The 20,897-nt window shown below is 60.1% G+C and carries 20 protein-coding genes; 6 read left to right on the forward strand and 14 right to left on the reverse strand.

Annotation, left to right across the window (positions count from 1 at the left end; translation table 11 throughout):
• The first annotated feature begins 25 nt into the window (after positions 1–25).
• Positions 26–742: a PA5502 family lipoprotein gene (locus tag BK667_RS11550; protein ID WP_123597648.1), complete on the forward strand. Its 717-nt coding sequence runs from the start codon at positions 26–28 to the stop codon at positions 740–742.
• Positions 743–854: 112 nt separating this feature from the next.
• Here the strand turns inward: BK667_RS11550 and katE are convergent, their stop codons facing one another.
• On the reverse strand, positions 855–2,993 hold the full coding sequence (gene katE, locus BK667_RS11555; RefSeq protein ID WP_123597649.1) for a catalase HPII: 2,139 nt from the start codon (positions 2,991–2,993) through the stop codon (positions 855–857).
• A gap of 264 nt (positions 2,994–3,257) precedes the next feature.
• Between katE and BK667_RS11560 the strand changes: the two genes are divergently transcribed.
• The 3 genes from BK667_RS11560 to BK667_RS11570 all read left to right on the forward strand — a co-directional run bounded on the left by BK667_RS11560 (position 3,258) and on the right by BK667_RS11570 (position 5,808).
• Positions 3,258–4,265, forward strand: coding sequence for a methionine ABC transporter ATP-binding protein (locus BK667_RS11560; protein ID WP_123513312.1), 1,008 nt, complete (start codon positions 3,258–3,260; stop codon positions 4,263–4,265).
• Entirely contained in the window at positions 4,265–4,960 is a 696-nt protein-coding gene (locus BK667_RS11565; RefSeq protein ID WP_123597650.1) for a methionine ABC transporter permease, read from the forward strand. The genes BK667_RS11560 and BK667_RS11565 overlap by 1 nt, the downstream gene beginning before the upstream one ends.
• A gap of 77 nt (positions 4,961–5,037) precedes the next feature.
• Positions 5,038–5,808 carry a MetQ/NlpA family ABC transporter substrate-binding protein gene (locus tag BK667_RS11570; protein ID WP_123513316.1) on the forward strand — a complete coding sequence of 257 codons (771 nt, stop codon included), beginning with the start codon at positions 5,038–5,040 and terminating at the stop codon, positions 5,806–5,808.
• 279 nt (positions 5,809–6,087) lie between these two features.
• On the opposite strand, the gene BK667_RS11575 is transcribed toward BK667_RS11570, so the two are convergent.
• From BK667_RS11575 to BK667_RS11595, 5 genes are read right to left on the reverse strand one after another with little or no spacing between them, the layout of a single operon-like run.
• Positions 6,088–6,723, reverse strand: coding sequence for an SCO family protein (locus tag BK667_RS11575; RefSeq protein ID WP_123597651.1), 636 nt, complete (start codon positions 6,721–6,723; stop codon positions 6,088–6,090).
• Complete coding sequence (gene cyoE, locus BK667_RS11580; RefSeq protein ID WP_123597652.1) at positions 6,720–7,619, reverse strand: heme o synthase; 900 nt, start codon at positions 7,617–7,619, stop codon at positions 6,720–6,722. Before cyoE ends, BK667_RS11575 begins: the two co-directional genes overlap by 4 nt.
• Complete coding sequence (locus BK667_RS11585; RefSeq protein WP_123408482.1) at positions 7,607–8,686, reverse strand: COX15/CtaA family protein; 1,080 nt, start codon at positions 8,684–8,686, stop codon at positions 7,607–7,609. The genes cyoE and BK667_RS11585 overlap by 13 nt, the downstream gene beginning before the upstream one ends.
• A gap of 10 nt (positions 8,687–8,696) precedes the next feature.
• Positions 8,697–9,290, reverse strand: coding sequence for a PA_0111/PP_0108 family redox-active disulfide protein (locus BK667_RS11590; RefSeq protein ID WP_123597653.1), 594 nt, complete (start codon positions 9,288–9,290; stop codon positions 8,697–8,699).
• Positions 9,256–9,996 carry an SURF1 family protein gene (locus tag BK667_RS11595; protein ID WP_123597654.1) on the reverse strand — a complete coding sequence of 247 codons (741 nt, stop codon included), beginning with the start codon at positions 9,994–9,996 and terminating at the stop codon, positions 9,256–9,258. Before BK667_RS11595 ends, BK667_RS11590 begins: the two co-directional genes overlap by 35 nt.
• 70 nt (positions 9,997–10,066) lie before the next feature.
• Between BK667_RS11595 and BK667_RS11600 the strand changes: the two genes are divergently transcribed.
• Positions 10,067–10,270 carry a twin transmembrane helix small protein gene (locus BK667_RS11600; protein ID WP_054047979.1) on the forward strand — a complete coding sequence of 68 codons (204 nt, stop codon included), beginning with the start codon at positions 10,067–10,069 and terminating at the stop codon, positions 10,268–10,270.
• Positions 10,271–10,342: 72 nt separating this feature from the next.
• Here BK667_RS11600 and BK667_RS11605 read toward each other — a convergent pair whose 3' ends face one another.
• The 4 genes from BK667_RS11605 to coxB all read right to left on the reverse strand — a co-directional run bounded on the left by BK667_RS11605 (position 10,343) and on the right by coxB (position 14,746).
• On the reverse strand, positions 10,343–11,230 hold the full coding sequence (locus BK667_RS11605; protein WP_123597655.1) for a cytochrome c oxidase subunit 3: 888 nt from the start codon (positions 11,228–11,230) through the stop codon (positions 10,343–10,345).
• 32 nt (positions 11,231–11,262) lie between these two features.
• Positions 11,263–11,820, reverse strand: coding sequence for a cytochrome c oxidase assembly protein (locus BK667_RS11610; RefSeq protein ID WP_123597656.1), 558 nt, complete (start codon positions 11,818–11,820; stop codon positions 11,263–11,265).
• A 126-nt stretch (positions 11,821–11,946) separates the two neighbouring features.
• Positions 11,947–13,536 (reverse strand): cytochrome c oxidase subunit I, encoded by a 1,590-nt coding sequence (gene ctaD, locus BK667_RS11615; protein WP_123408478.1) that lies wholly within the window; start codon positions 13,534–13,536, stop codon positions 11,947–11,949.
• Between the two features lie 82 nt (positions 13,537–13,618).
• A complete protein-coding gene (gene coxB / locus BK667_RS11620) occupies positions 13,619–14,746 on the reverse strand; it encodes a cytochrome c oxidase subunit II (protein WP_123408477.1) in 1,128 nt (375 codons plus the stop codon).
• 371 nt (positions 14,747–15,117) lie between these two features.
• Between coxB and BK667_RS11625 the strand changes: the two genes are divergently transcribed.
• Positions 15,118–15,768 carry a hypothetical protein gene (locus tag BK667_RS11625; RefSeq protein ID WP_123513330.1) on the forward strand — a complete coding sequence of 217 codons (651 nt, stop codon included), beginning with the start codon at positions 15,118–15,120 and terminating at the stop codon, positions 15,766–15,768.
• Between the two features lie 94 nt (positions 15,769–15,862).
• Here the strand turns inward: BK667_RS11625 and BK667_RS11630 are convergent, their stop codons facing one another.
• From BK667_RS11630 to BK667_RS11645, 4 genes are all read right to left on the reverse strand, one after another.
• A complete protein-coding gene (locus BK667_RS11630) occupies positions 15,863–17,389 on the reverse strand; it encodes a SulP family inorganic anion transporter (RefSeq protein WP_123513332.1) in 1,527 nt (508 codons plus the stop codon).
• Positions 17,390–17,479: 90 nt separating this feature from the next.
• Positions 17,480–18,211 carry a carbonic anhydrase gene (locus BK667_RS11635; protein WP_123513334.1) on the reverse strand — a complete coding sequence of 244 codons (732 nt, stop codon included), beginning with the start codon at positions 18,209–18,211 and terminating at the stop codon, positions 17,480–17,482.
• A gap of 243 nt (positions 18,212–18,454) precedes the next feature.
• Positions 18,455–19,513: a PA0069 family radical SAM protein gene (locus tag BK667_RS11640; protein WP_123597657.1), complete on the reverse strand. Its 1,059-nt coding sequence runs from the start codon at positions 19,511–19,513 to the stop codon at positions 18,455–18,457.
• A gap of 70 nt (positions 19,514–19,583) precedes the next feature.
• Positions 19,584–20,888: a c-type cytochrome gene (locus BK667_RS11645; protein ID WP_123597658.1), complete on the reverse strand. Its 1,305-nt coding sequence runs from the start codon at positions 20,886–20,888 to the stop codon at positions 19,584–19,586.
• Between the last annotated feature and the right edge of the window lie 9 nt (positions 20,889–20,897).

The following is a 20,897-nucleotide window of genomic DNA, read 5'->3' on the forward strand; positions in this document are numbered from 1 at the left end:
TTTGCGCAAATAGAGAGTCGCAGGAATGAAGCCGTTCGCCTCCCGTTATCTGCTCCTTGTCGCATTTTCTCTGCTGCTGGGCGCTTGCCAAAGCACGCCACCGGCGGCCCCCGAGGTCCCCGATGCGCGGGCTGCGGCCATCGCACAGCTGCAACAAAACCTGGCCAGCAGTGAACTGGCCACCGCCGAAGATCAATTGGCAGCCTTGCAGGCTGAGTCGCCCAACGACGCCTCCCTTGTGCAGTACCAGCGGCAACTGGCCGAAGCCTATCTGCAACGCAGCCAGATCGTGCTGCAAAAAGGCGACGTGAATGCCGCCGCCACCGCCCTGAGCCGTGCCCGTGCGTTGATGCCCAAGGCACCGGCGCTGACCGGCGGCGTGAACAACGCCATCGTCAATGCGCGCAAGGCTGAGCTGGACAGGGCTGAAGCGGCGCTGATGGCGGCCGAGGCCAGGCCGAAGGCGAAAGTGATCGACCCTACCGCTGAAAGCACGACGGTTGCGCTGAACCTCACCGATATGAGCAAACTGCGTCGTCAACTGGACGCTATCGCCGCCGATGTGGTGAATTATGAATGCGCCGTGAGCATTCAGGCGCCACGCATCCAGGACTACCCTTGGCTGGCCACGTTGCTGACCAAACGGGTGAAGAAGCTGGATTCCGAGTTCGAATTGAAGATTGAAAAGCAGATCTTGCGCAATATTCCGGCGCAGATGGTTTTGAGTCCGCGTAAGCCCTAAAGCATCGCGGGCAAGCCTCGCTCCTACAGGTCTCGTGTTGTTCAGAACACCACACGAACCCTGTAGGAGCGAGGCTTGCCCGCGAAGGCGTCCTCTCTAGCGATACACCTCTCTAAGCCGGAATCGCCTTGGCCTTAGGCTCGCGATCCCAAACCCGATGCTGCCCAATCGCGGCAAAAAACGCCTTGAACAACTTGGCATCCGCACCAACGATCAACCCCGCATCCGCCTCCAGTTTCAGCACATCCAGCAACTGCTTGGCCTCGCCATGCAACGCAATCGCCTTCAGGTGCTTGTACGCTTCGAGCAAGTAATGCAGCGCCACGCCATCAGTGCTCAACGCCTTGATTGACGCCGCGCCTCCTGGCACGAACACCGCGTCGAACGCCACGGACGGCAAGCCTTCCATCGATGCATCCACTGGCAGTGATTTGCCATCGGCGGTTGTCACCGGAGCGGATGTCGGGCCAAGCAGTTTGGCGTGAGCACCCTCTGCCGCCAGTGCCTTTTTCATCGCGTCAATCGCGGCACCATCGACGCCGTTGGCGGCAAGGATCGCCACTTTTCGGGTCTTGATGTTCTCTGGCAGTAAGTTGGCCTGGCTCAGAGCCGGCGAGCGGTCCAGCGACGTTTTTGGCACGTCCACGGTCCCCGCTTTCGGCGCCGGCAGCCCCAGGTTCTGCGCCACACGCTTGGCCAGTTCCAGGTCGATATTGGCCAGGATCTCGTTCACCTGCCGCTCACGAATCCACAACCGATCAACCTTGCCCAGCTCGAAGCTGTAAGCCGAGATGATGTGTTCCTGTTCGTGCTTGCTCATGCTGTGGAAAAACAACCGCGCCTGGGAGAAGTGATCGCCGAACGACTCGCTGCGCTGACGGATCTTGTTCGCGTCGATCCGTTCCGGGTACGTCTCGAAGCCGCCATCCTTTGCCGCTGGCGGGGTTTCCTTCGGCCAGCCGCCATCAATCGAGTTCGGCTCGTAGGACGCGCGGCCCTTGTCGATGGTCATGCGGTGCAAGCCATCGCGCTGACCGTTGTGGTACGGCGCCACCGGACGGTTGATCGGAATCTCATGAAAATTCGGTCCGCCGAGTCGGCTGATCTGCGTGTCCGTGTAGGAAAACAACCGTCCTTGCAGCAGCGGATCGTTGGAGAAGTCGATGCCCGGCACGATATGCCCTGGGCAGAATGCGACCTGCTCGGTTTCGGCAAAGAAATTGTCCGGGTTGCGGTTGAGGGTCATTTTGCCCAACGGCGTGATCGGGACGATTTCTTCGGGAATGATCTTGGTCGGATCCAGCAGGTCGAAATCGAAGTCGTGTTCGTTTTCTTCCTCGACGATCTGTACGCCCAATTCCCATTCCGGGTAGTCCCCGATCTCGATGGACTCCCAGAGATCGCGACGGTGGTAGTCAGTGTCTTTACCGGCGAGCTTCTGCGCCTCATCCCACACCAGCGAACACGTGCCGGCGGTAGGGCGCCAGTGGAATTTGACGAAGCGCGATTTGCCCTCGGCATTCACCAGGCGGAACGTGTGCACACCGAAGCCCTGCATGCTGCGCAGGCTTTTCGGGATCGCCCGGTCGGACATCGCCCAGATCACCATGTGCGCCGACTCGGGTTGCAGCGAGACAAAGTCCCAGAACGTGTCATGGGCCGAGCCGCCCGTAGGAATCTCGTTGTGCGGCTCGGGTTTGACCGCATGCACGAAGTCGGGAAACTTGATCGCGTCCTGGATGAAGAACACCGGCATGTTGTTGCCCACCAGGTCGAAGTTGCCTTCTTCGGTGAAGAACTTCACGGCGAAACCGCGTACGTCCCGCACGGTATCACCTGACCCGCGTGGGCCTTGCACCGTGGAAAAGCGCACGAACACCGGGGTTTTCTGCCCTGGGTCTTGTAGGAATCCGGCCTTGGTCAGTGCGCAATGGTTCTCGTAGGTCTGGAAGAAACCATGGGCGCCGGTGCCACGGGCGTGGACGATGCGCTCCGGGATACGTTCATGGTCAAAATGCGTGATTTTTTCACGCATGATGAAGTCTTCCAGCAGCGACGGCCCGCGGGCGCCGACCTTCAGGGTGTTCTGATTATCCGAGACTTTTACGCCCTGGTTGGTGCGCAGGGCCTGTTCGGTGGCGTCGGATCGAAACTTCTCCAGGCTGTCGAGCTTGGCGTTGGTGTTGCCGCGGTCCAGGGTATCGGTCCCGGCCAGTGCGCTCTTGGGTGCGGCAGGCTTTTTAGTACTCATCAGTCGTAAACTCCTCGTGGCGATTCCTGCCTTAGCCAGGACGCTTATGCATTCCCCTGGCACGGCACCGGGGGTGTTTTCGAGTTGCCTTATTAGTGACTGATGGGTTTTTTGACCGTTCCTTTTTTATGACCTTTGATCGCGTTATTGCCAAATGAAAGGTTGAATGCGGAATAAATGCTAATAACCTCTATACGGACAGGCTAAAATGCGCGCCCGGCTAACCGCTGATCCCATTCCAACGCGCCCCACAAGGTTCGCTACGTGATCGAGTTTCAAAACGTCCATAAGACTTACCGCGTCGCCGGTAAGGATATTCCCGCCCTGCATCCGACCAGTCTGACGATTGAGAACGGTCAGGTCTTCGGTCTGATCGGTCATTCCGGCGCGGGAAAAAGTACCCTGCTACGTCTGATCAATCGCCTGGAAGAGTCCAGCGGCGGCAAGATCTTCGTCGATGGCGAAGAAGTCACCGCGCTCGATCCCAATAGCCTGCGGCGCTTCCGCCAGCAGGTCGGGATGATTTTCCAGCACTTCAACCTGTTGGCGTCCAAGACCGTGGCCGACAACGTCGCGCTGCCGCTGACCCTGGCCGGTGAACTGTCCCGCAGCGAGATCGACCAGCGTGTGGCCGAGTTGCTGGCGCGGGTGGGCCTGTCCGACCATGCCAAGAAATACCCGGCGCAGTTGTCCGGTGGCCAGAAGCAGCGCGTCGGCATTGCCCGCGCCCTGGCAACCAAGCCGAAAATCCTGCTGTGCGACGAAGCCACCAGCGCCCTGGACCCGCAGACCACTGCGTCGGTCCTGCAGTTGCTAGCCGAGATCAACCGCGAGCTGAAGCTGACCATCGTCCTGATCACCCACGAGATGGACGTGATTCGCCGCGTTTGCGACCAGGTGGCGGTGATGGATGCGGGGGTGATTGTCGAGCAAGGTTCAGTGGCCGATGTGTTCCTACATCCCAAGCACCCCACCACCAAGCGTTTCGTGCAGGAAAGCGAGCAGATCGATGAAAGCGAGCAGCGCGACGATTTCGCCCATGTGCCGGGACGTATCGTGCGTCTGACGTTCCAGGGCGAAGCGACCTACGCGCCATTGCTGGGCACTGTCGCTAGGGAAACGGGTGTGGACTACAGCATCCTGGCCGGTCGTATCGATCGCATCAAAGACGTCCCTTACGGGCAACTGACCCTGGCCGTCACCGGTGGTGACATGGAAGCGGCGTTCGGCCTCTTCACCGCGGCTGACGTCCACATGGAGGTGCTGCGCTGATGGAAACGTACGACGCATTTATCGAAGCCGCTAAAGAGTTCTTCAAAAACATCGACTGGGCAGAAATCTGCCTGGCCACCAGCGACACCATGCAGATGTTGGGTGGCTCGCTGCTGTTCACCATCCTGCTCGGCCTGCCGCTGGGGGTGCTGCTGTTCCTGTGCAGCCCACGCCAGTTGCTGGAAAACCGCATCGCCTATGGGCTGATGTCGCTGATGGTGAACATCCTGCGCTCGCTGCCCTTCATCATCCTGCTGATCGTGATGATCCCGTTCACCGTGTTGATTACCGGCACTTCGCTGGGTGTCGCCGGTGCGATCCCGCCATTGGTGATCGGGGCCACGCCGTTCTTCGGGCGCCTGGTGGAAACCGCATTGCGTGAAGTGGATCGCGGCATCATTGAAGCGACTCAGGCCATGGGCGCGACGACCCGTCAAATCATCACCAATGCCTTGCTGCCAGAAGCCCGCCCGGGCATCTTCGCGGCGATTACGGTGACGGCTATTACACTGGTGTCCTACACGGCGATGGCCGGTGTGGTCGGCGCCGGTGGCCTGGGCGACCTGGCGATCCGTTTCGGCTACCAGCGTTTCCAGACCGACGTGATGATCGTCACCGTGGTGCTGTTGCTGGTACTGGTGCAGGTCCTGCAGATGGTTGGCGACAAACTGGTCGTACACTTTTCCAGAAAATAAATGGTTCACGTAACCAAGACATGAGCCGGCCATTCGCTGGCAGGCGCCACACGGGCGCCTCACAAGGAGTTAGCTGAATGAAAAAACTACTCGTCGCATTGGCTGCTGTAGCGGCGTTTTCCGCCCAGGCCGACGAACTGACCGTTGCGGCCACTCCGGTCCCGCACGCGGAAATCCTCGAATTCGTAAAACCCGCCCTGGCCAAAGAAGGCGTGGACCTGAAGGTCAAGGTCTTCACCGACTACATCCAGCCAAACGTGCAGGTTGCCGAGAAGCGCCTGGACGCCAACTTCTTCCAGCACCAGCCGTACCTGGATGAGTTCAACAAGGCCAAGGGCACCAACCTGGTGGCCGTCGCCGGCGTACACCTGGAACCCCTAGGCGCTTACTCCAGCAAGTACAAGGCGCTGACCGAATTGCCGGGCGGCGCCAACGTGGTGATTCCGAACGACGCCACCAACGGCGGCCGTGCGCTGTTGCTGCTGGCGAAGGCTGGCCTGATCAAGTTGAAGGATCCGACCAACATTCTGTCGACGTCCAAGGACATCGTCGAAAATCCCAAAGACCTGAAATTCCGCGAACTGGAAGCCGCGACCATCCCGCGTGTGCTGACTCAGGTCGATCTGGCGCTGATCAACACCAACTATGCGCTGGAAGCCAAGCTTGATCCGTCCAAGGATGCACTGGTGATCGAAGGCAACGATTCGCCGTACGTGAACATCCTCGTCGCCCGCCCGGACGACAAGGACAGCGATGCGATGAAGAAACTGGTTGCTGCGCTGCACAGCCCGGAAGTGAAAGCGTTCATTCTCGAGAAGTACAAAGGCGCGGTATTGCCGGCGTTCTGATCTGACCCGTTACACGATCACACCGCTCACGCCGATCGTTCCCACGCTCTGCGTGGGAATGCCTAAACGGACGCTCCGCGTTCGGCTCTTGAAGGGACGCGGAGCGTCCCGGGCTGCATTCCCACGCAGAGCGTGGGAACGATCAAACGAAAAAGGGGACGCCATGAGCGTCCCCTTTTTTGTGCCCGAAACACCGATCCTGTAGGAGCACAGCTTGCTCGCGATGGCGTCTATGTAATCGCCATCGCGGGCAAGCCATGCTCCTACAAGGGGTGGTGCTCAGTTGCGCTTGAGCATCACCGGCAATTGCGCCACCAGTTTGGTGTTGTTCAACGGCGCCCGAATAAACCCGCGTTGCGTGCCATCCGGCCCGATCACCGCAAGGTTGCCGCTGTGGTCGACGGTGTAGTTAGGCTTGCTGGTGTCCGCCGGAATGAACGGGATGCTCACCGCGTTCGCCAGTTTCTGGATGTCATCCACGCTCGACGCGGTCAAACCCTGAAACTGCGGATCGAAGTAGCCCAGGTATTGCTTGAGCTGCTTGGGTGTGTCGCGGTTCGGGTCGACGCTGACCAGAATGATCTGCAACTTGGCCACCGCTTCTGGCGGCAGTTCGCTTTTGATCTGGCGCAGTTGGGCGAGGGTGGTCGGGCAGATGTCCGGGCAGAAGGTGTAACCGAAGAACAGCAGGCTCCACTTGCCTTTCAGCTCGTTGACCGCCACCGGTTTACCGTCCACGTCGGTCATTGTCACGTCAGGCAGATTGCGACTTTGCGGCAGCAGGATGATGCCGGCGTCGATCAGTGCCGTCGGGTCACCCTGGCCTTTGCCGGACAGCACCTTATTGACGGTCAGGCCCAAAACCAGCGCGATCAGGGCAACGAGGATGAAGACGGTTTTCTGAGTTCGAGTCATAGGTTCAACAGTAAGTAGTGGTCTACGAGCAGGGCGATAAACAGCAGGAACAAGTACCAGATAGAGTACTTGAAGGTGTTGATCGCCGCGTGCGGCCGAGTGCCACGGTACAGCACCACGGCCCATTGCAGAAACCTCGCGCCCAGCCCCAACGCACAAACCAGGTAGAGCACGCCGCTCATGTGGATCACATACGGCATCAGGCTGACCGCCAGCAGCGCGAAGGTGTAAAGCAGGATGTGGACTTTGGTGTAGTGCTCGCCATGGGTCACCGGCAGCATCGGGATGTCGGCCTTGGCGTATTCCTCTTTGCGGTGAATGGCCAGGGCCCAGAAGTGTGGCGGGGTCCAGGCGAAGATGATTAGCACCAGCAGCAGCGGTTCGGCGCTGACATGACCGGTGGCCGCGACCCAACCCAGCAGCGGTGGCGCGGCACCGGCCAGGCCGCCGATGACGATGTTCTGCGGTGTCGCGCGCTTCAGGAAACCGGTATAGACCACTGCGTAACCGAGCAGGGAGGCGAGGGTCAGCCACGCGGTCAGCGGGTTGGTGAAGGCCAGCAACACGGCTTGGCCGAGCACCGCCAGCACCAGGGCAAACGTCAGCGCCGCCCTTGGCGACACCCGGCCTTCCGCCAAGGGCCGCTTGTGAGTGCGGGCCATCACCGCATCGATCCGTCGGTCCACCACATGATTGACCGCCGCTGCGCCCCCGGCACACAACGCGATCCCCAGATTGCCAAACACCAGCACCGTCCACGGCACCCCGGCGCGGGTCGCGAGGAACATGCCGACCAAGGAGGTGATGAGCATCAGCACCACCACTTTCGGCTTGGTCAGCTCCAGATAATCGCGCCAGATTGCCTGACTGTGACGTTCGCCAATCAGAACCGCCATGGCATTTCTCCTTTTATTGTTATGGGCCCGGCTGAATGTTTACGCGGGCTGAACCGCCAGCGCGCAGGAGCTTGTTGCTTGACCCGAACCAGGCTGGTTCGCGCGTGATAATTGACCAGCACCATGGTCAGCAGCAGTGCCGCACCGCCGGCATTGTGAGCGACGGCGATCGGCAGCGGCAGGTGGAACAGCACGTTGCTGATGCCCAGGGTGATTTGGGCGCCGAGGGCGATCAGCACCAGGCCCGCGAGACGGGTCATGCCGACCACTTTCAGTTGCCACGCCAGACCGAGCAGCACCAGCGTCACCAGCAGCGCGCCGATGCGGTGGGTCAGGTGAATCGCCGTGCGGGCATCGCTGTCCAGTTGGCCGCCGAGGTAGTTCGGGCCGATGTGTTGGGTCAGGTGAAAGCCATTGGCGAAATCCGCCGGGGGCAGCCATTGGCCGTGGCAGGTCGGGAAGTCGATGCACGCCACTGCCGCGTAGTTGGAACTGACCCAGCCACCGAGGGCGATTTGCAGGATTACCAGCAACAACCCGGCGGTGGCCCAGTACTGCAAGCGCTTGGGCACGGTCAGGGCCGGCAATACGCCGGACAATCGTAGTGTCAGCAAAAACAACAGACTCAGCGTCGCAAACCCGCCGAGCAAATGCCCGGTGACCACTTGCGGCCAGAGCTTGAGCGTCACCGTCCACATGCCAAACGCCGCTTGGGCAAACACCACGGCCAGCAGGAACAGCGGCAACTTCACCGGTTGCCCCGGATGGCGCCGATGCACCCAGGCGCGACCGGCCAATACCGAGATCAACAGCCCCAGGGTGCCGGCGAAGTAGCGGTGGATCATCTCGTTCCAGCCCTTATGGGCTACCACCGGTGTGTCAGGGAAATGCAGTTCGGCATGGGCCAGTTGGGCTTCGCTTTTCGGCACGCTGATAAAGCCATAACAGCCCGGCCAGTCCGGGCAGCCGAGGCCGGCGTGGGTCAGGCGGGTGTAGGCGCCGAGCAGCACCACAATCAGTGCCAGCAAGGTGGCAAACAGCGCGAGGCGAAATCCAGGTTTGGCCATGACGATGCCCTTATCCGATGTTCGACAGTTTCAACAGGTGGCGCAGGTCGTTCAGCAGGTCCTTGCCTTTGACCGTCGGGTCGTAGCGCAGCACCAGATTGCCGTGGGGGTCGATGATCCACAGTTGCGGCGCAGTCTTGTCGCCCGTGGCCTTGCTGAACGTAGTGAGGTCCATGGGGTAGCGTTGCAGCTGCGGATACTCGCGGGTCAGCTTGGCTTCGTAGTCGGCGTTCAACGGTTGCGCGGCAGCCAGTGCATGACTGGCACGGGACGCATCGCGGCCGAGGCCGATCTGGATTTGCCGCGCCAGGTACACCAACTGCTGGCAATCCACCGAGCAATCCTTGGGCGCGGTCACCAGCATCTGCCAGCGATCTTCCTGGGCCTGCACGCCGAGGTCGGCGCGGGTCTGGCCGTTGCCGATCAGTTCGCCGTGATAACTGCGGCCGTCCGGCACCCAAAAATTCAGTTTGTACATGCCGGTGGCGAGGATCATCGGACCGATCACCCCAAGCAGGATCAGCAGCAGCTGCAAACGACCCTTGCGCCGACTCGCCGGCGTTTTCGCCTCAGACATGCTGGGTGGATTCATGGCTGCTCCCATGGTGTTTCTCCTTTGCGTTGTGCCAGCCGAGATAGATAAAGAGGCCGAGCAGGGCGATCGCCATGGCGAACCACTGCACGGCATAAGCGATGTGTTTCTCCGGCCCCATGGCCACCACCGGCCAATCGGCCTGGTAGGACGCAGGGCCGGTTTCTTCACGTAATTCGTAGGCAAAGCCTTCGCGGTTCAGCGCGGTCCAGAGCTTGGCCGGTTCAACTGCCGTCACCAGTTGTGGCCAGGTTGTGGTGCTCGGGTCGGCGTGCAATTGGAAGGTGGCGCCGGGCGACACGTAGACCCAGGCATCAAGGCTCAACACCTGAGTGGGCGTTTTGAATTGTGGCGGCGTGCGCCGATCCGGCCACGGCAACCAGCCGCGATTGACCAGCAGCCAAAGCCCGGTCGCTTGATCACGAAACGGTTGCAACAACTCGACACCGACCTTGCCGTCTCGCTGGCGGTTATCCAGCAGCAAGCTGTGCTCGGCATCGAATTCACCGTGCAGGCGCACCCGGCGAAAGGCTGGATCTTGCGTGTTCAGCAGCTCGGAACTGGCCATCGGTTCGGCCGCCCGGCGCTCCGCGTAGGTTTGCAGCAGCGCGCTTTTCTCCGCGCCCCGGCTCAATTGCCAGAACCCCAGTGACACCAGCAGCGGCAACAGCAGCGCGACTACAATCGTCGGCACGATGCCCGGCCGGAAGCGCTTCATGACAGCGCCAGAAAGTCGGTGATCGCGATAGCTATACTCAAATGCATCGCCTTTCCCCCGGAGTCTCACCATGCTCAAAGCAGCCATCGTCCTGATGCTGATTGCCACGGTTGTCAGCCTGTTCAGCGGCCTGTTTTTTCTGGTCAAGGACGACAGCAGCTCGAACCGCCTGGTCATTGCCCTGAGTATTCGTGTTGCCCTGGCCGCCACCACCGTCGGCTTGATCGCCTGGGGCTTTTTCAGCGGCCAACTGGTGTCCCATGTTCCGTGGTAGCTGCAAGCCGCAAGCTCAAAGCTGCAAGTTCAACGCTGCAAGCTTGCGGCTTCAAACTTGCCGCTTGTCGCTCTAAAGCACATACACAAAAACAAATAAGCCGATCCAAACCACATCCACGAAGTGCCAGTACCAACTCGCCGCCTCGAAGCCGAACTGGTGCTCGTTATCAAAGTGCCCGCGCATGATCCGCATCAACATCACGAACAGGATGATGGTGCCGATGGTCACGTGGGCGCCGTGGAAACCGGTGAGCATGAAGAACGTCGCGCCGTAGATCCCCGAACCGAGGGTCAGCCCCAGTTCGTGGTAGGCGTGCATGTACTCTTCGGCCTGCAAGGCGAGGAAGCCGCAGCCCAGCAACACGGTGATCGCCAGCCAGATTTTCAGCGCGCCGCGATGGCCTTTTTTCAAGGCGTGGTGGGCGATGGTCACGGTGACGCTGGAGCTGACCAGCAAAATGGTGTTGATCAGCGGCAGGCCCCAAGGGCTGATGACTTCCTTGGGCGGTGGGAACAGTTTCGGGTCCGGCGTGTGCAGCAGCGGCCAGGCGAATTGGAAGTTTGGCCACAGCATATGCGCGATGCCTTTCGGGCCTTCACCCCCTAGCGCCGGGCCGGAGATGTGCCGCACGTAAAACAGCGCACCGAAGAAAGCGATGAAGAACATCACCTCGGAAAAGATGAACCAGCTCATGCCCCAGCGGAACGAGCGATCCAGCTGCGGGCTGTACAACCCCGCGCGGCTTTCCTTGATTACCGTGCCGAACCAGCCGAACAGCATGTACGCCAGCAACAGACCGCCGACGAAGAAGATCAGCGGGCCATGGGATTCCGGGCGGGCAGCCTTTAGGTCGTTGAACCAGGTCGCCAGGCCGAAAACCGTGACGAGCATGCCGACCGTGGCGATGATTGGCCATTTGCTCTGGGCCGGTACGTAATAGTGTTCATGAGTTGCCATTTATTGTTCTCCTTATCGGGCACGCTTAACGCCTAGCCGCCGGTGCTTGCAGCAACAGCCACGGGCGGATGACGTGCGGTGATATCGAACAGCGTGTAGGACAGCGTCAGGTGCTTCACATCCTTGGGCATGTCACGGTCAACAATGAAACGTACCGGCATCTCGATCCGTTGACCGGGCTGCAGCACTTGCTGGGTAAAGCAGAAACATTCGGTCTTGTGGAAGTACGCCGCCGCTTCGCTGGGCGCGATACTCGGCACCGCCTGGGCGCTCATCGGGTGATCGGTGGGGTTGTAGGCGACGAAAATCATCTCGTTCACCGCCCCCGGATGGGCCGTCAGCTCGTTACCCTTGGGATAAAACTCCCAGACCATGTCGGCGTTGTTGGTCGACAAGAACTGCACGCGCACTTGTCGTGAGGTATCGACCACTTGCGAACCTTCGTACTGCCCGGCGGTTTTGCCGTTGATGCCGAAGGCCTTGCACATCACGTCGTAGATCGGCACCAAGGCAAACCCGAACACAAACATCGCGACCACCACCATCAGCAGGCGAGTGACCAGTTTTTTCAACGAAATCGAATCAGCCATGGTGCTTGACCTCTGCCGAGAATCCTGTGGGAGCGAGCCTGCTCGCGAAGCAGACACCGCGGTTCAGCAGGCAGACCGCGTCATCGTTCTTCGCGAGCAGGCTCGCTCCCACAAAGGGCCGGGTGTTCATTTCACTTCCGGCGGGGTGGTAAAGGTGTGATACGGCGCCGGCGACGGCACGCTCCACTCCAGGCCCTCGGCCCCTTCCCACGGTTTGGCCGGTGCTGGCGGGCCGCCGCGGATGGTCTTGATCACGATGAACAGGAAGAACAACTGCGTGGTGCCGAACATGAACGCGCCAATCGACGACACCATGTTGAAGTCGGCGAATTGCAGGTTGTAGTCCGGAATCCGCCGCGGCATGCCCGCCAGTCCCACGAAGTGCATCGGGAAGAAGGTCAGGTTCATGCCCACGAACGACAGCCAGAAGTGCAGCTTGCCCAGGGTTTCGTCGTACATGTGGCCGGTCCATTTCGGCAGCCAGTAGTACGCCGAGGCGAAGATCCCGAAGATCGCCCCCGGCACCAGCACGTAGTGGAAATGCGCGACCACGAAGTAGGTGTCCTGGTACTGGAAGTCCGCCGGGGCGATGGCCAGCATCAGCCCGGAGAAACCACCGATGGAGAACAGGATCACGAACGCCACCGCGAACAGCATCGGTGTTTCGAAGGTCAGCGAGCCTTGCCACATGGTGCTCGCCCAGTTGAACACCTTCACGCCGGTGGGCACCGCGATCAGCAGTGTCGCGTACATGAAGAACAACTCGCCCACCAACGGAATGCCGACCACAAACATGTGGTGCGCCCAGACGATAAACGAGAGGAACGCGATGCTCGCCGTGGCGTAGACCATCGAGGTGTAGCCGAACAGCGGCTTGCGCGAGAAGGTCGGGATGATCGAGCTGACGGCGCCGAAGGCCGGCAGGATCATGATGTACACCTCGGGATGCCCGAAGAACCAGAATACATGCTGGAACAAAACCGGATCACCGCCACCCGCCGCACTGAAGAAACTGGTGCCGAAGTGGATGTCCATCAGCATCATCGTCACGCACCCGGCCAGTACCGGCATCACCGCGATCAGCAGGAACGCGGTGATCAGCCAGGTCCAGACGAACAGCGGCATTTTCATCAGCGTCATGCCGGGGGCGCGCAGGTTGAGGATGGTGGCGATCACGTTGATCGCGCCCATGATCGAGCTGATGCCCATCAAGTGGATGGCGAAGATAAAGAACGTCACGCTTTCCGGGGCGTAGGTCGTGGAGAGCGGGGCGTAGAAGGTCCAGCCGAAGTTCGGTCCGCCACCTGCGGTGAACAGGGTCGACACCAACAAAATGAACGCCGCCGGCAACAGCCAGAAGCTGAAGTTGTTCATCCGTGGCAGGGCCATGTCCGGCGCGCCGATCATCAACGGGATCATCCAGTTGGCAAGACCGACAAACGCCGGCATCACCGCACCGAAGACCATTACCAGGCCGTGCATGGTGGTCATCTGGTTGAAGAACGCCGGTTCGACAATTTGCAGTCCGGGCTGAAACAGCTCGGCGCGAATCACCATGGCGAACGAGCCACCCAGCAGGAACATGGAAAACGCGAACCACAGGTACAGCGTGCCGATGTCCTTGTGGTTGGTGGTCAACACCCAGCGCATCAAGCCCTTGGCGGGGCCGTGGGCGTGGTCGGTGGCGTGACCATGATCATCGATGACAGCACTCATGGCCGTTCTCCTGAGAACGAATGGGCTGGGCAGGCCGGGGCGCGTTGCCCCGACCGGTTCCTTACGTACGCGATAGACCGGGTCATTTGCTTTCCGCCTGTTTCAGCTCCAGCACTTCTTTAGGCGTGACCATGTCGCCTTTGTTGTTGCCCCAGGCGTTACGTTCATAGGTCACGACCGCCGCGATATCGACTTCCGAAAGCTGCTTGCCGAACGCCGCCATCGCGGTGCCAGGCTTGCCGAAGTACACGCGGTGCAGGTGATCGGCTTTTGGTCCGGTGGCAATTGGCGAGCCTTTGAGCGCCGGGAACATCGGCGGCAAGCCCTGGCCTTCGGCCTGGTGACAGGCCACGCACGTGGTGTGGTAGATCTTGTCGCCGCGCTCTTTCAGCTCGTCGAGGGTCCATTCCTTGCTGGTCAGCTCTTTGAGTTGCAGGGCTTCGGCCTTGCGCTCGGCCAGCCACTTGTCGTAATCGGCCTTTTCCTTGACCTCGACCACGATCGGCATGAAGCCGTGATCCTTGCCGCACAACTCGGCGCACTGGCCACGGTAGATGCCGGGCTTGTCGATGCGGGTCCAGGCTTCGTTGACGAACCCCGGAATCGCATCGCGCTTGACCGCGAAGGCCGGCACCCACCACGAGTGGATGACGTCGGCGGAAGTCACCAGGAAGCGCACCTTGGCGCCAATCGGCAGCACCAATGGCTTGTCGACCTCAAGCAAGTAGTGCTCGCCCTTGGCTTCCTTGTTGTGGATCTGATCCTGGGGCGTGGCCAGGTTGCTGAAGAATTCAACGTCCTGGCCCAGATATTTGTAATGCCACTTCCACTGGTAGCCGGTGATCTGGATATCGATATCCGGCTCACTGGCGTCGTACATCTTGATCAGGGTGGCAGTCGCGGGAACCGCCATGGCCACCAGGATGATGAAGGGCACGATGGTCCAGAGGATTTCGACGGTGGTGCTTTCATGAAATTTGGCGGCCACCTGCCCCGTGGAGCGGCGGTGGACCATCATCGACCAGAACATGGCGCCGAAGACGATGATGCCGATGACTACACAGATCCAGAAAATGGTCATGTGCAGGTCGAATACTGCGTGACTGATTTCAGTCGCTCCCGGCGCCATATTCACAGTCCAGGCCGCTTGTGCCTGGCTGAAAATTGACCACAACAGGAGGCCCATCCAGACGTGTGGATGTCGCATCATTGCGGGTTCCCCTTATCGTTCTTGTTATCCCGCCGGCTTTCACCTGCGGCAAGGGAGCGGCTTTTTCAGACTACGAACTTGAATCGCCGAGCCTTGCTGCATATGCAGTCGGGCGTCATCAGCTAACTCCATTCCCACCCGAGTATAGACAGCGACTGTCACCTCGCAACGTGATGGCGTAAATGATCTGAAACAGGTGGGACTTGCGTTCAAGGTCACGAATGGAGAAGGATGCAGACGAGTGGTGGCAAATCGATATAACTTTGGCGTCTCAAGGATGAAATAATTATGACAAATGCGTCTTAGCCTTTTTCATAAGCCAGCTAACTTATGTCTTCCCTATTTCATTGCCTTTGTTTCCTGGAGTTTTCATGAACACCGCCGCATTGCGCGAGCAGATCCAAAAAGCCCAACAACATGAGGCCGAGACCGGCCTGTTAACTCGTCAACTGGAAACCCAACTGCCGCACCTGCACGCTGCCATCCAATTGCCGGACGTCGACGCCAACGGCGTGATGACCCGGTTTGTGGCCGCTTATATAGAGCAAGTACCGGACCTGTTGGACGCCGCCAATGATGTCGCACGGGAAGCGGGCATCGAATCGCAGATCAAACCGGTGCTGAAAATCGCCGAGCAGTTCTTCCTCCAGCCGCCGGCGATCATGACCGGGCATATCGGCCTTGATAGCCTGCTGGACGAAGCTTATCTGGCGCATCGGTTGGTTGAAGAGGTCAATGACCTGTACATCAAGCATTTTGGCCAGCCACTGATCCCATTGGACATGACTGTTGCCAACCTGATTGCCCACCAATTGATCGGCGAAGAATTCGCCAACCAACTGGATGAGGCGGTGCATCACGCCGTGGACGAGATGCTTAACGAAGACAGTTTCGCGCTGGAATCGGTGGAGGCCTACCGCGAGAAACTCAACAGCCCGGACACCGGCGCCGCGTGGAAACGCTGGCCGTGCCTGTCGCGCCAATTGGGCGTGGGCCTGGAGCTGGATCAGCCAGCGGCCTAAGCGACACATATCCCTGTAGGAGCGAGGCTTGCCCGCGAAGCTTTTGGCGTACTTGAAGACGCCTTCGCGGGCAAGCCTCGCTCCTACAGGTTATTTACCCGGCAGAACCTACGCCGGACGTGGTTCGTAAACGCCCCTCCAACCGACGCTTCAACCCCCGCGCCTCAATCAGCAGCTTCGAACCCTTGGCCGCATTCGCCCGGCCCCACTCCTCAAGCAACTCCAGACACGAATGGTCGATGTAGCTCAGGTTATTGAGCGGCACATGCACCGTCGAGCCCGCTGGAATGGTACCCAGCACCTGGGTCAGCGCCGGCACCTTGAGAAAGGTCGCCGCGCCGATCAAGCGCAGTTCCATTTCGCCGTCCTGGGGCAGGTCGATCAGGCTGATTTTCAGCCGTGAAGCTTTCCACGCCAGTTTGGCCAGGGTCAGGCCAAAGCCGATCAGCACGCCAGTCAGCAGGTCGGTGAAGATGATTGCCAGGGCGGTCGCCGCGTAGGTGAACATCGGCATCCGGCCATAACGCCCCAGGCCGCGAAAGGCCTTGAGGTCCACCAGTTTGAAACCGGTGTAGACCAGCACACCCGCCAGGCTCGCCACCGGAATGCTTTGCAGCACGCTGGACAGCAACAGCACGAACGCCAGCAGCCACAGGCCATGGAAGATCGCCGAGTATCGCGTGGTGGCGCCGGCCTGAACGTTGGCTGAGCTGCGCACGATCACGCCAGTCATCGGCAATGCCCCGAGCAAGCCGCAGAGCATATTGCCCACGCCTTGCGCCGACAATTCGCGGTCGAAGTCCGAGCGCTGGCCGCTGTGCATGCGGTCCACGGCGGCGGCGGAGAGCAGGGTTTCGGCGCTGGCGATGAAGGCTACGGCAAATGCCGCGATCAAAATCGTCGGATCGGCCAGGTTGAGCAGGTCCGCCGGTTTCAGCCAGTCGATGGCTTCGGCCAGGTTGGCCGGGACTTCCACGCGCTTGACCTGCAAGGCGAGCATCAGGCTGGCGACCGTCGCCAGACCGACACCGAGCAAGGCACCCGGAACGAAACGCAAAGAATGTGGGCGGAATTTTTCCCACAGCCACATCACCGCAATCGTTGCCAACCCGAGCAAACCGGCCTGCCAGCCAAAGGACGGCAAGGCCTGCACCACCGCGGCCGGGAAGGCTGCGAGGTTATCCAGCCCCGACGGTTTGGGCACGGCGTCGAGCATCACATGCACCTGTGACAGCACGATCAACACGCCAATCCCGGCGAGCATGCCGTAGACCACCGCCGGTGCCGTCACCCGGAACCAACAACCTAATTTGAAGCGACCGGCCAGCAGTTGCAGAAAACCCGCCAGCAGCAGGATCGGCCCGAGCATGGCAATGCCATGCTGACGCACCAGCTCGAACACCAAAACGGCCAGACCTGCGGCCGGACCGCTGACTTGCAGCGGTGAACCGGCAATCCAGCCTACTACCAGACCGCCGATGATCCCGGTGATCAGGCCTTTGGCGGGCGGCAACCCCGAAGCGATGGCGATACCCATGCACAAAGGCAGGGCCACCAGGAACACAACCACGGACGCCAGCAGCTCCCGTGGCAGAACAGCTTTCAATTGCGCAGCACGCATAGGGATTCTCCCGAATTTTTCTTCAGGCGTGAAAAAGCCAGGCTGCTCAATCGGCAGCCTCGGCTAAACCACACAATGATTTAGGAGGATTTAGAAGCGCGCTTTAGGCGTCGCCACCGGAATCGGATGACTGCCATCCAGAGGCAGGAATCGACCCTGGTCCGCGTCATAAGCTCTGATTTCGCTGGTTTCGATGCTGTAGACCCAGCCATGGATAAACAGATGACCGTTGGCCATGCGCGAGGCCACCGATGGGTGTGTGCGCAGATGCTGCAACTGGGCGATCACATTCTCTTCAGTGAGGATGTGCATGCTTTCGCTTTCGTTGGCGCAGTTACAGTTTTCCTGAACCATGGTTTTCGCCACTTCGGCATGCCGCAGCCAGGCTTTGACCGTGGGCATTTTTTCCAGGCTTTGCGGGTTGAGCACTGCGCGCATGGCGCCGCAGTCGGAGTGCCCACAAATGATGATGTGTTGCACGCCGAGGGCCAGCACCGCGTATTCGATGGCGGTGGAAACGCCGCCGTTCATTTGCCCATAAGGTGGCACAACGTTGCCGACGTTACGGGTCACGAACAAATCGCCCGGGGAGCTTTGGGTAATCAACTCCGGCACGATGCGCGAATCGGCGCAGGTAATGAACATCGCCCGGGGATTCTGGGCCGTGGCGAGTTTCTTGAAGAGCTCTTCCTGCTGCGGAAAGATCTCGTGATGAAAATGCAAAAAGCCGTCAACGATATGCTTCAGCGCTGCATCGGCGGATTCCGCCTCGGGGAGCGCTTGCGCCGACGCAGCCAGCGGCTGTTTATCCTTGTCACTCATGATTCATCCTCTTTGACGGAGTCGGGAAAGTGTCCCGTTTTATCCGGTATGAAGCCAGTGGCTGTTTAAAAAACGTCCAGGTCGTAATTCCAGACCCGTCAGTCACTCGATGAACAAGGTAACCGTCGAAACTTAACTCAAACTGAATCAAACGCTCTAGAACGTGTGTTCCAGGTCACAAAAAACGTGACCAGCGTAATGGCGCAGTGCCTTTTACCCTACTCAACCTTAGGCCAATTGTCCTCAAATCAACGACATTTGGCGACCCGGCGGACAGAAGGCATCGCAATCCAGATCAAACCCTTCACGATGATTGAGCCCCAGGCGCTTGATGGCTTTGGCAAAACGCTGGGCCAGAAGGTCGGCGAATGGGCCTTCACCGCGCATCCGCGCACCAAAACGGCTGTCGTAGAGCTCGCCACCGCGACTCTGGCGAATCAGGCTTAACACATGGGCCGCACGCTGCGGGTAGTGGGCGGCCAGCCATTCTTCGAACAGCGGAGCCACCTCCAGGGGCAGGCGCAACATCATATAGGCCGCACTCTGGGCGCCTGCGGCGTGGGCCTCGGTCAGCAGGCTTTCGAGCTCGCTGTCATTGATCATCGGAATCATCGGCGAGCACAAAACCCCCACGGGAATCCCGGCCTCGCGCATCACCCTAATCGCCCGCAACCGAGCCTTGGGCGCCGCCGCGCGAGGTTCGAGAATGCGCTTGAGCTCATCGTCCAGGGTGGTGAGGCTGATCATCACCGCCACCAGCCGCTGCTCGGCGAGCTCAACCAGCAGGTCCAGATCGCGCAGGATCAGCGAACCCTTGGTGATGATGGTCACCGGATGCCGGTAACGCAGCAGCACTTCCAGGGTTTGGCGGGTGATTTTATGTTCGCGCTCGATCGGCTGATACGGATCGGTGTTGGAGCCCAGGTTGATCGGCGCGCATTGATAGCCGCGTTTGGAGAGTTGCTCCTCCAGTACGTCAGCGGCGTTGGTCTTGGCAATCAGCTTGGTTTCGAAATCCAGCCCCGGCGACATGTCCCAATAGGCGTGACTGGGCCGCGCATAGCAATAAATGCAGCCGTGCTCGCAACCGCGATAGGGATTGATCGAGCGGTCGAAGGGCAGATCCGGCGAGTTGTTGCGGGTGATGATGGTTTTCGCCGTTTCGATCCGCACCTCGGTGCCCTGGGTGATCGGCGCTTCCTGATACCAGCCGTCGTCCTCGGCCACCGAACGGTTCGGCGCGAAGCGGTTGTGCGGGTTGGTGGCGGTGCCGCGGCCGCGTGGCGGAAGAGGAGTGGACATGAAAACGCCTCGATACTGGTTTTATATACAGTAACGAGGCGTTGTTCATCTGGCTAGTGCCGCTGGGCGATCAGTTCTTCTGGGTGACCTGTCCCAAATCATCGCCCGAGGTGGTTTTCATATCGTCCTTGCGCAGATCAGCCACGGTGCTCGCCTTGACTGGCGAACCACTGTTGCCCCAACTGCCACGAATGAAACTGACTACATCCGCCACTTCCTGATCCGACAAGCGCCAGGCAAATCCGGGCATGGTGAAGGTCGACGGTGCCGTGTGCGTGGCCGGCAAGGTACCGCCCTTGAGCACGATATTGATCAGGGACGTCGGGTCCTCCGACTGCAACACCGGATTGCCCGCCAGCGCCGGGAACACACGGGTATAACCGTGACCGTCGGTACGGTGGCACGCCGCGCAGTTGTCGATGTACACCGAGGCGCCAGGCTGGCTGTCGTCACCCTTCCACAGCGCTTGCGCGACTTGTTTGTCGTACGGGTGCGGCTGATCGTTGGGATCATTGGCCGGCAGCGACTTGAGGTAACGGGCAATTGCGGTCAGGTCGGCGTCGGTCATGTACTGCATGCTGTGGGTCACCACATCGCTCATACCCCCGAACACCGCGCTGCGGTCGCTGCGCCCGGTCTTGAGGAATTGCACCAGTTGCTCTTCGCTCCAGCTGCCGAGGCCGTCCTTGTGGTCGCCGCGCAGACTTTTCGCGATCCAGCCTTCCAGTGGCGCACTGCCTGACAGAAACGTACTGCCTTCACCGGCATTCAGGGATTTTTCCTGCATGGTCAGGGCACGGGGCGTATGGCAGGCGCCGCAATGTCCCAAGCCTTCCACCAGATAAGCCCCACGACTGACTACCGCGTCTGCGCCGGGTGCCGCGTGGTAATCAGCGACGGCCGGGGCGAATAACCAGCGCCAGCCCATCAGCGGCCAACGCATGCTCAGCGGCCAGGGAATGTCGCTGGCCTTGTTCTCCTGGGCAACCGGCGCCACGCCGTGCATGAAGTAGGCGTACAAAGCCTGCATGTCCGGTTCGGTGACGCTGGCGTAGGACGGATACGGCATCGCCGGGTACAGAGTGCTGCCGTTCTTGTCCACACCGTGGCGTACGGCTTTGTCGAAGTCTTCGAAGCTGTAGTCGCCCAGGCCGGTTTTGTCCGGGGTGATGTTGGTGGAGTAGATCGTGCCGATCGGCGTTTCCATCGGCAGACCACCGGCGAACGGCTTGCCGTCCTTGGCGGTGTGACAGGCGACACAGTCGCCGGCCCGAGCCAGGTATTCACCTTGTTTGATCAGGTTTTGATCAACTTCAGCGGCGTTGATTGATGCACTGCCGAGCAGGGCGAAGGTCGCGATAACGAATGCTTTCATGTTCATCGC

It is taken from the genome of Pseudomonas frederiksbergensis, assembly GCF_003732705.1.
Classification (GTDB): domain Bacteria; phylum Pseudomonadota; class Gammaproteobacteria; order Pseudomonadales; family Pseudomonadaceae; genus Aquipseudomonas; species Aquipseudomonas frederiksbergensis_F.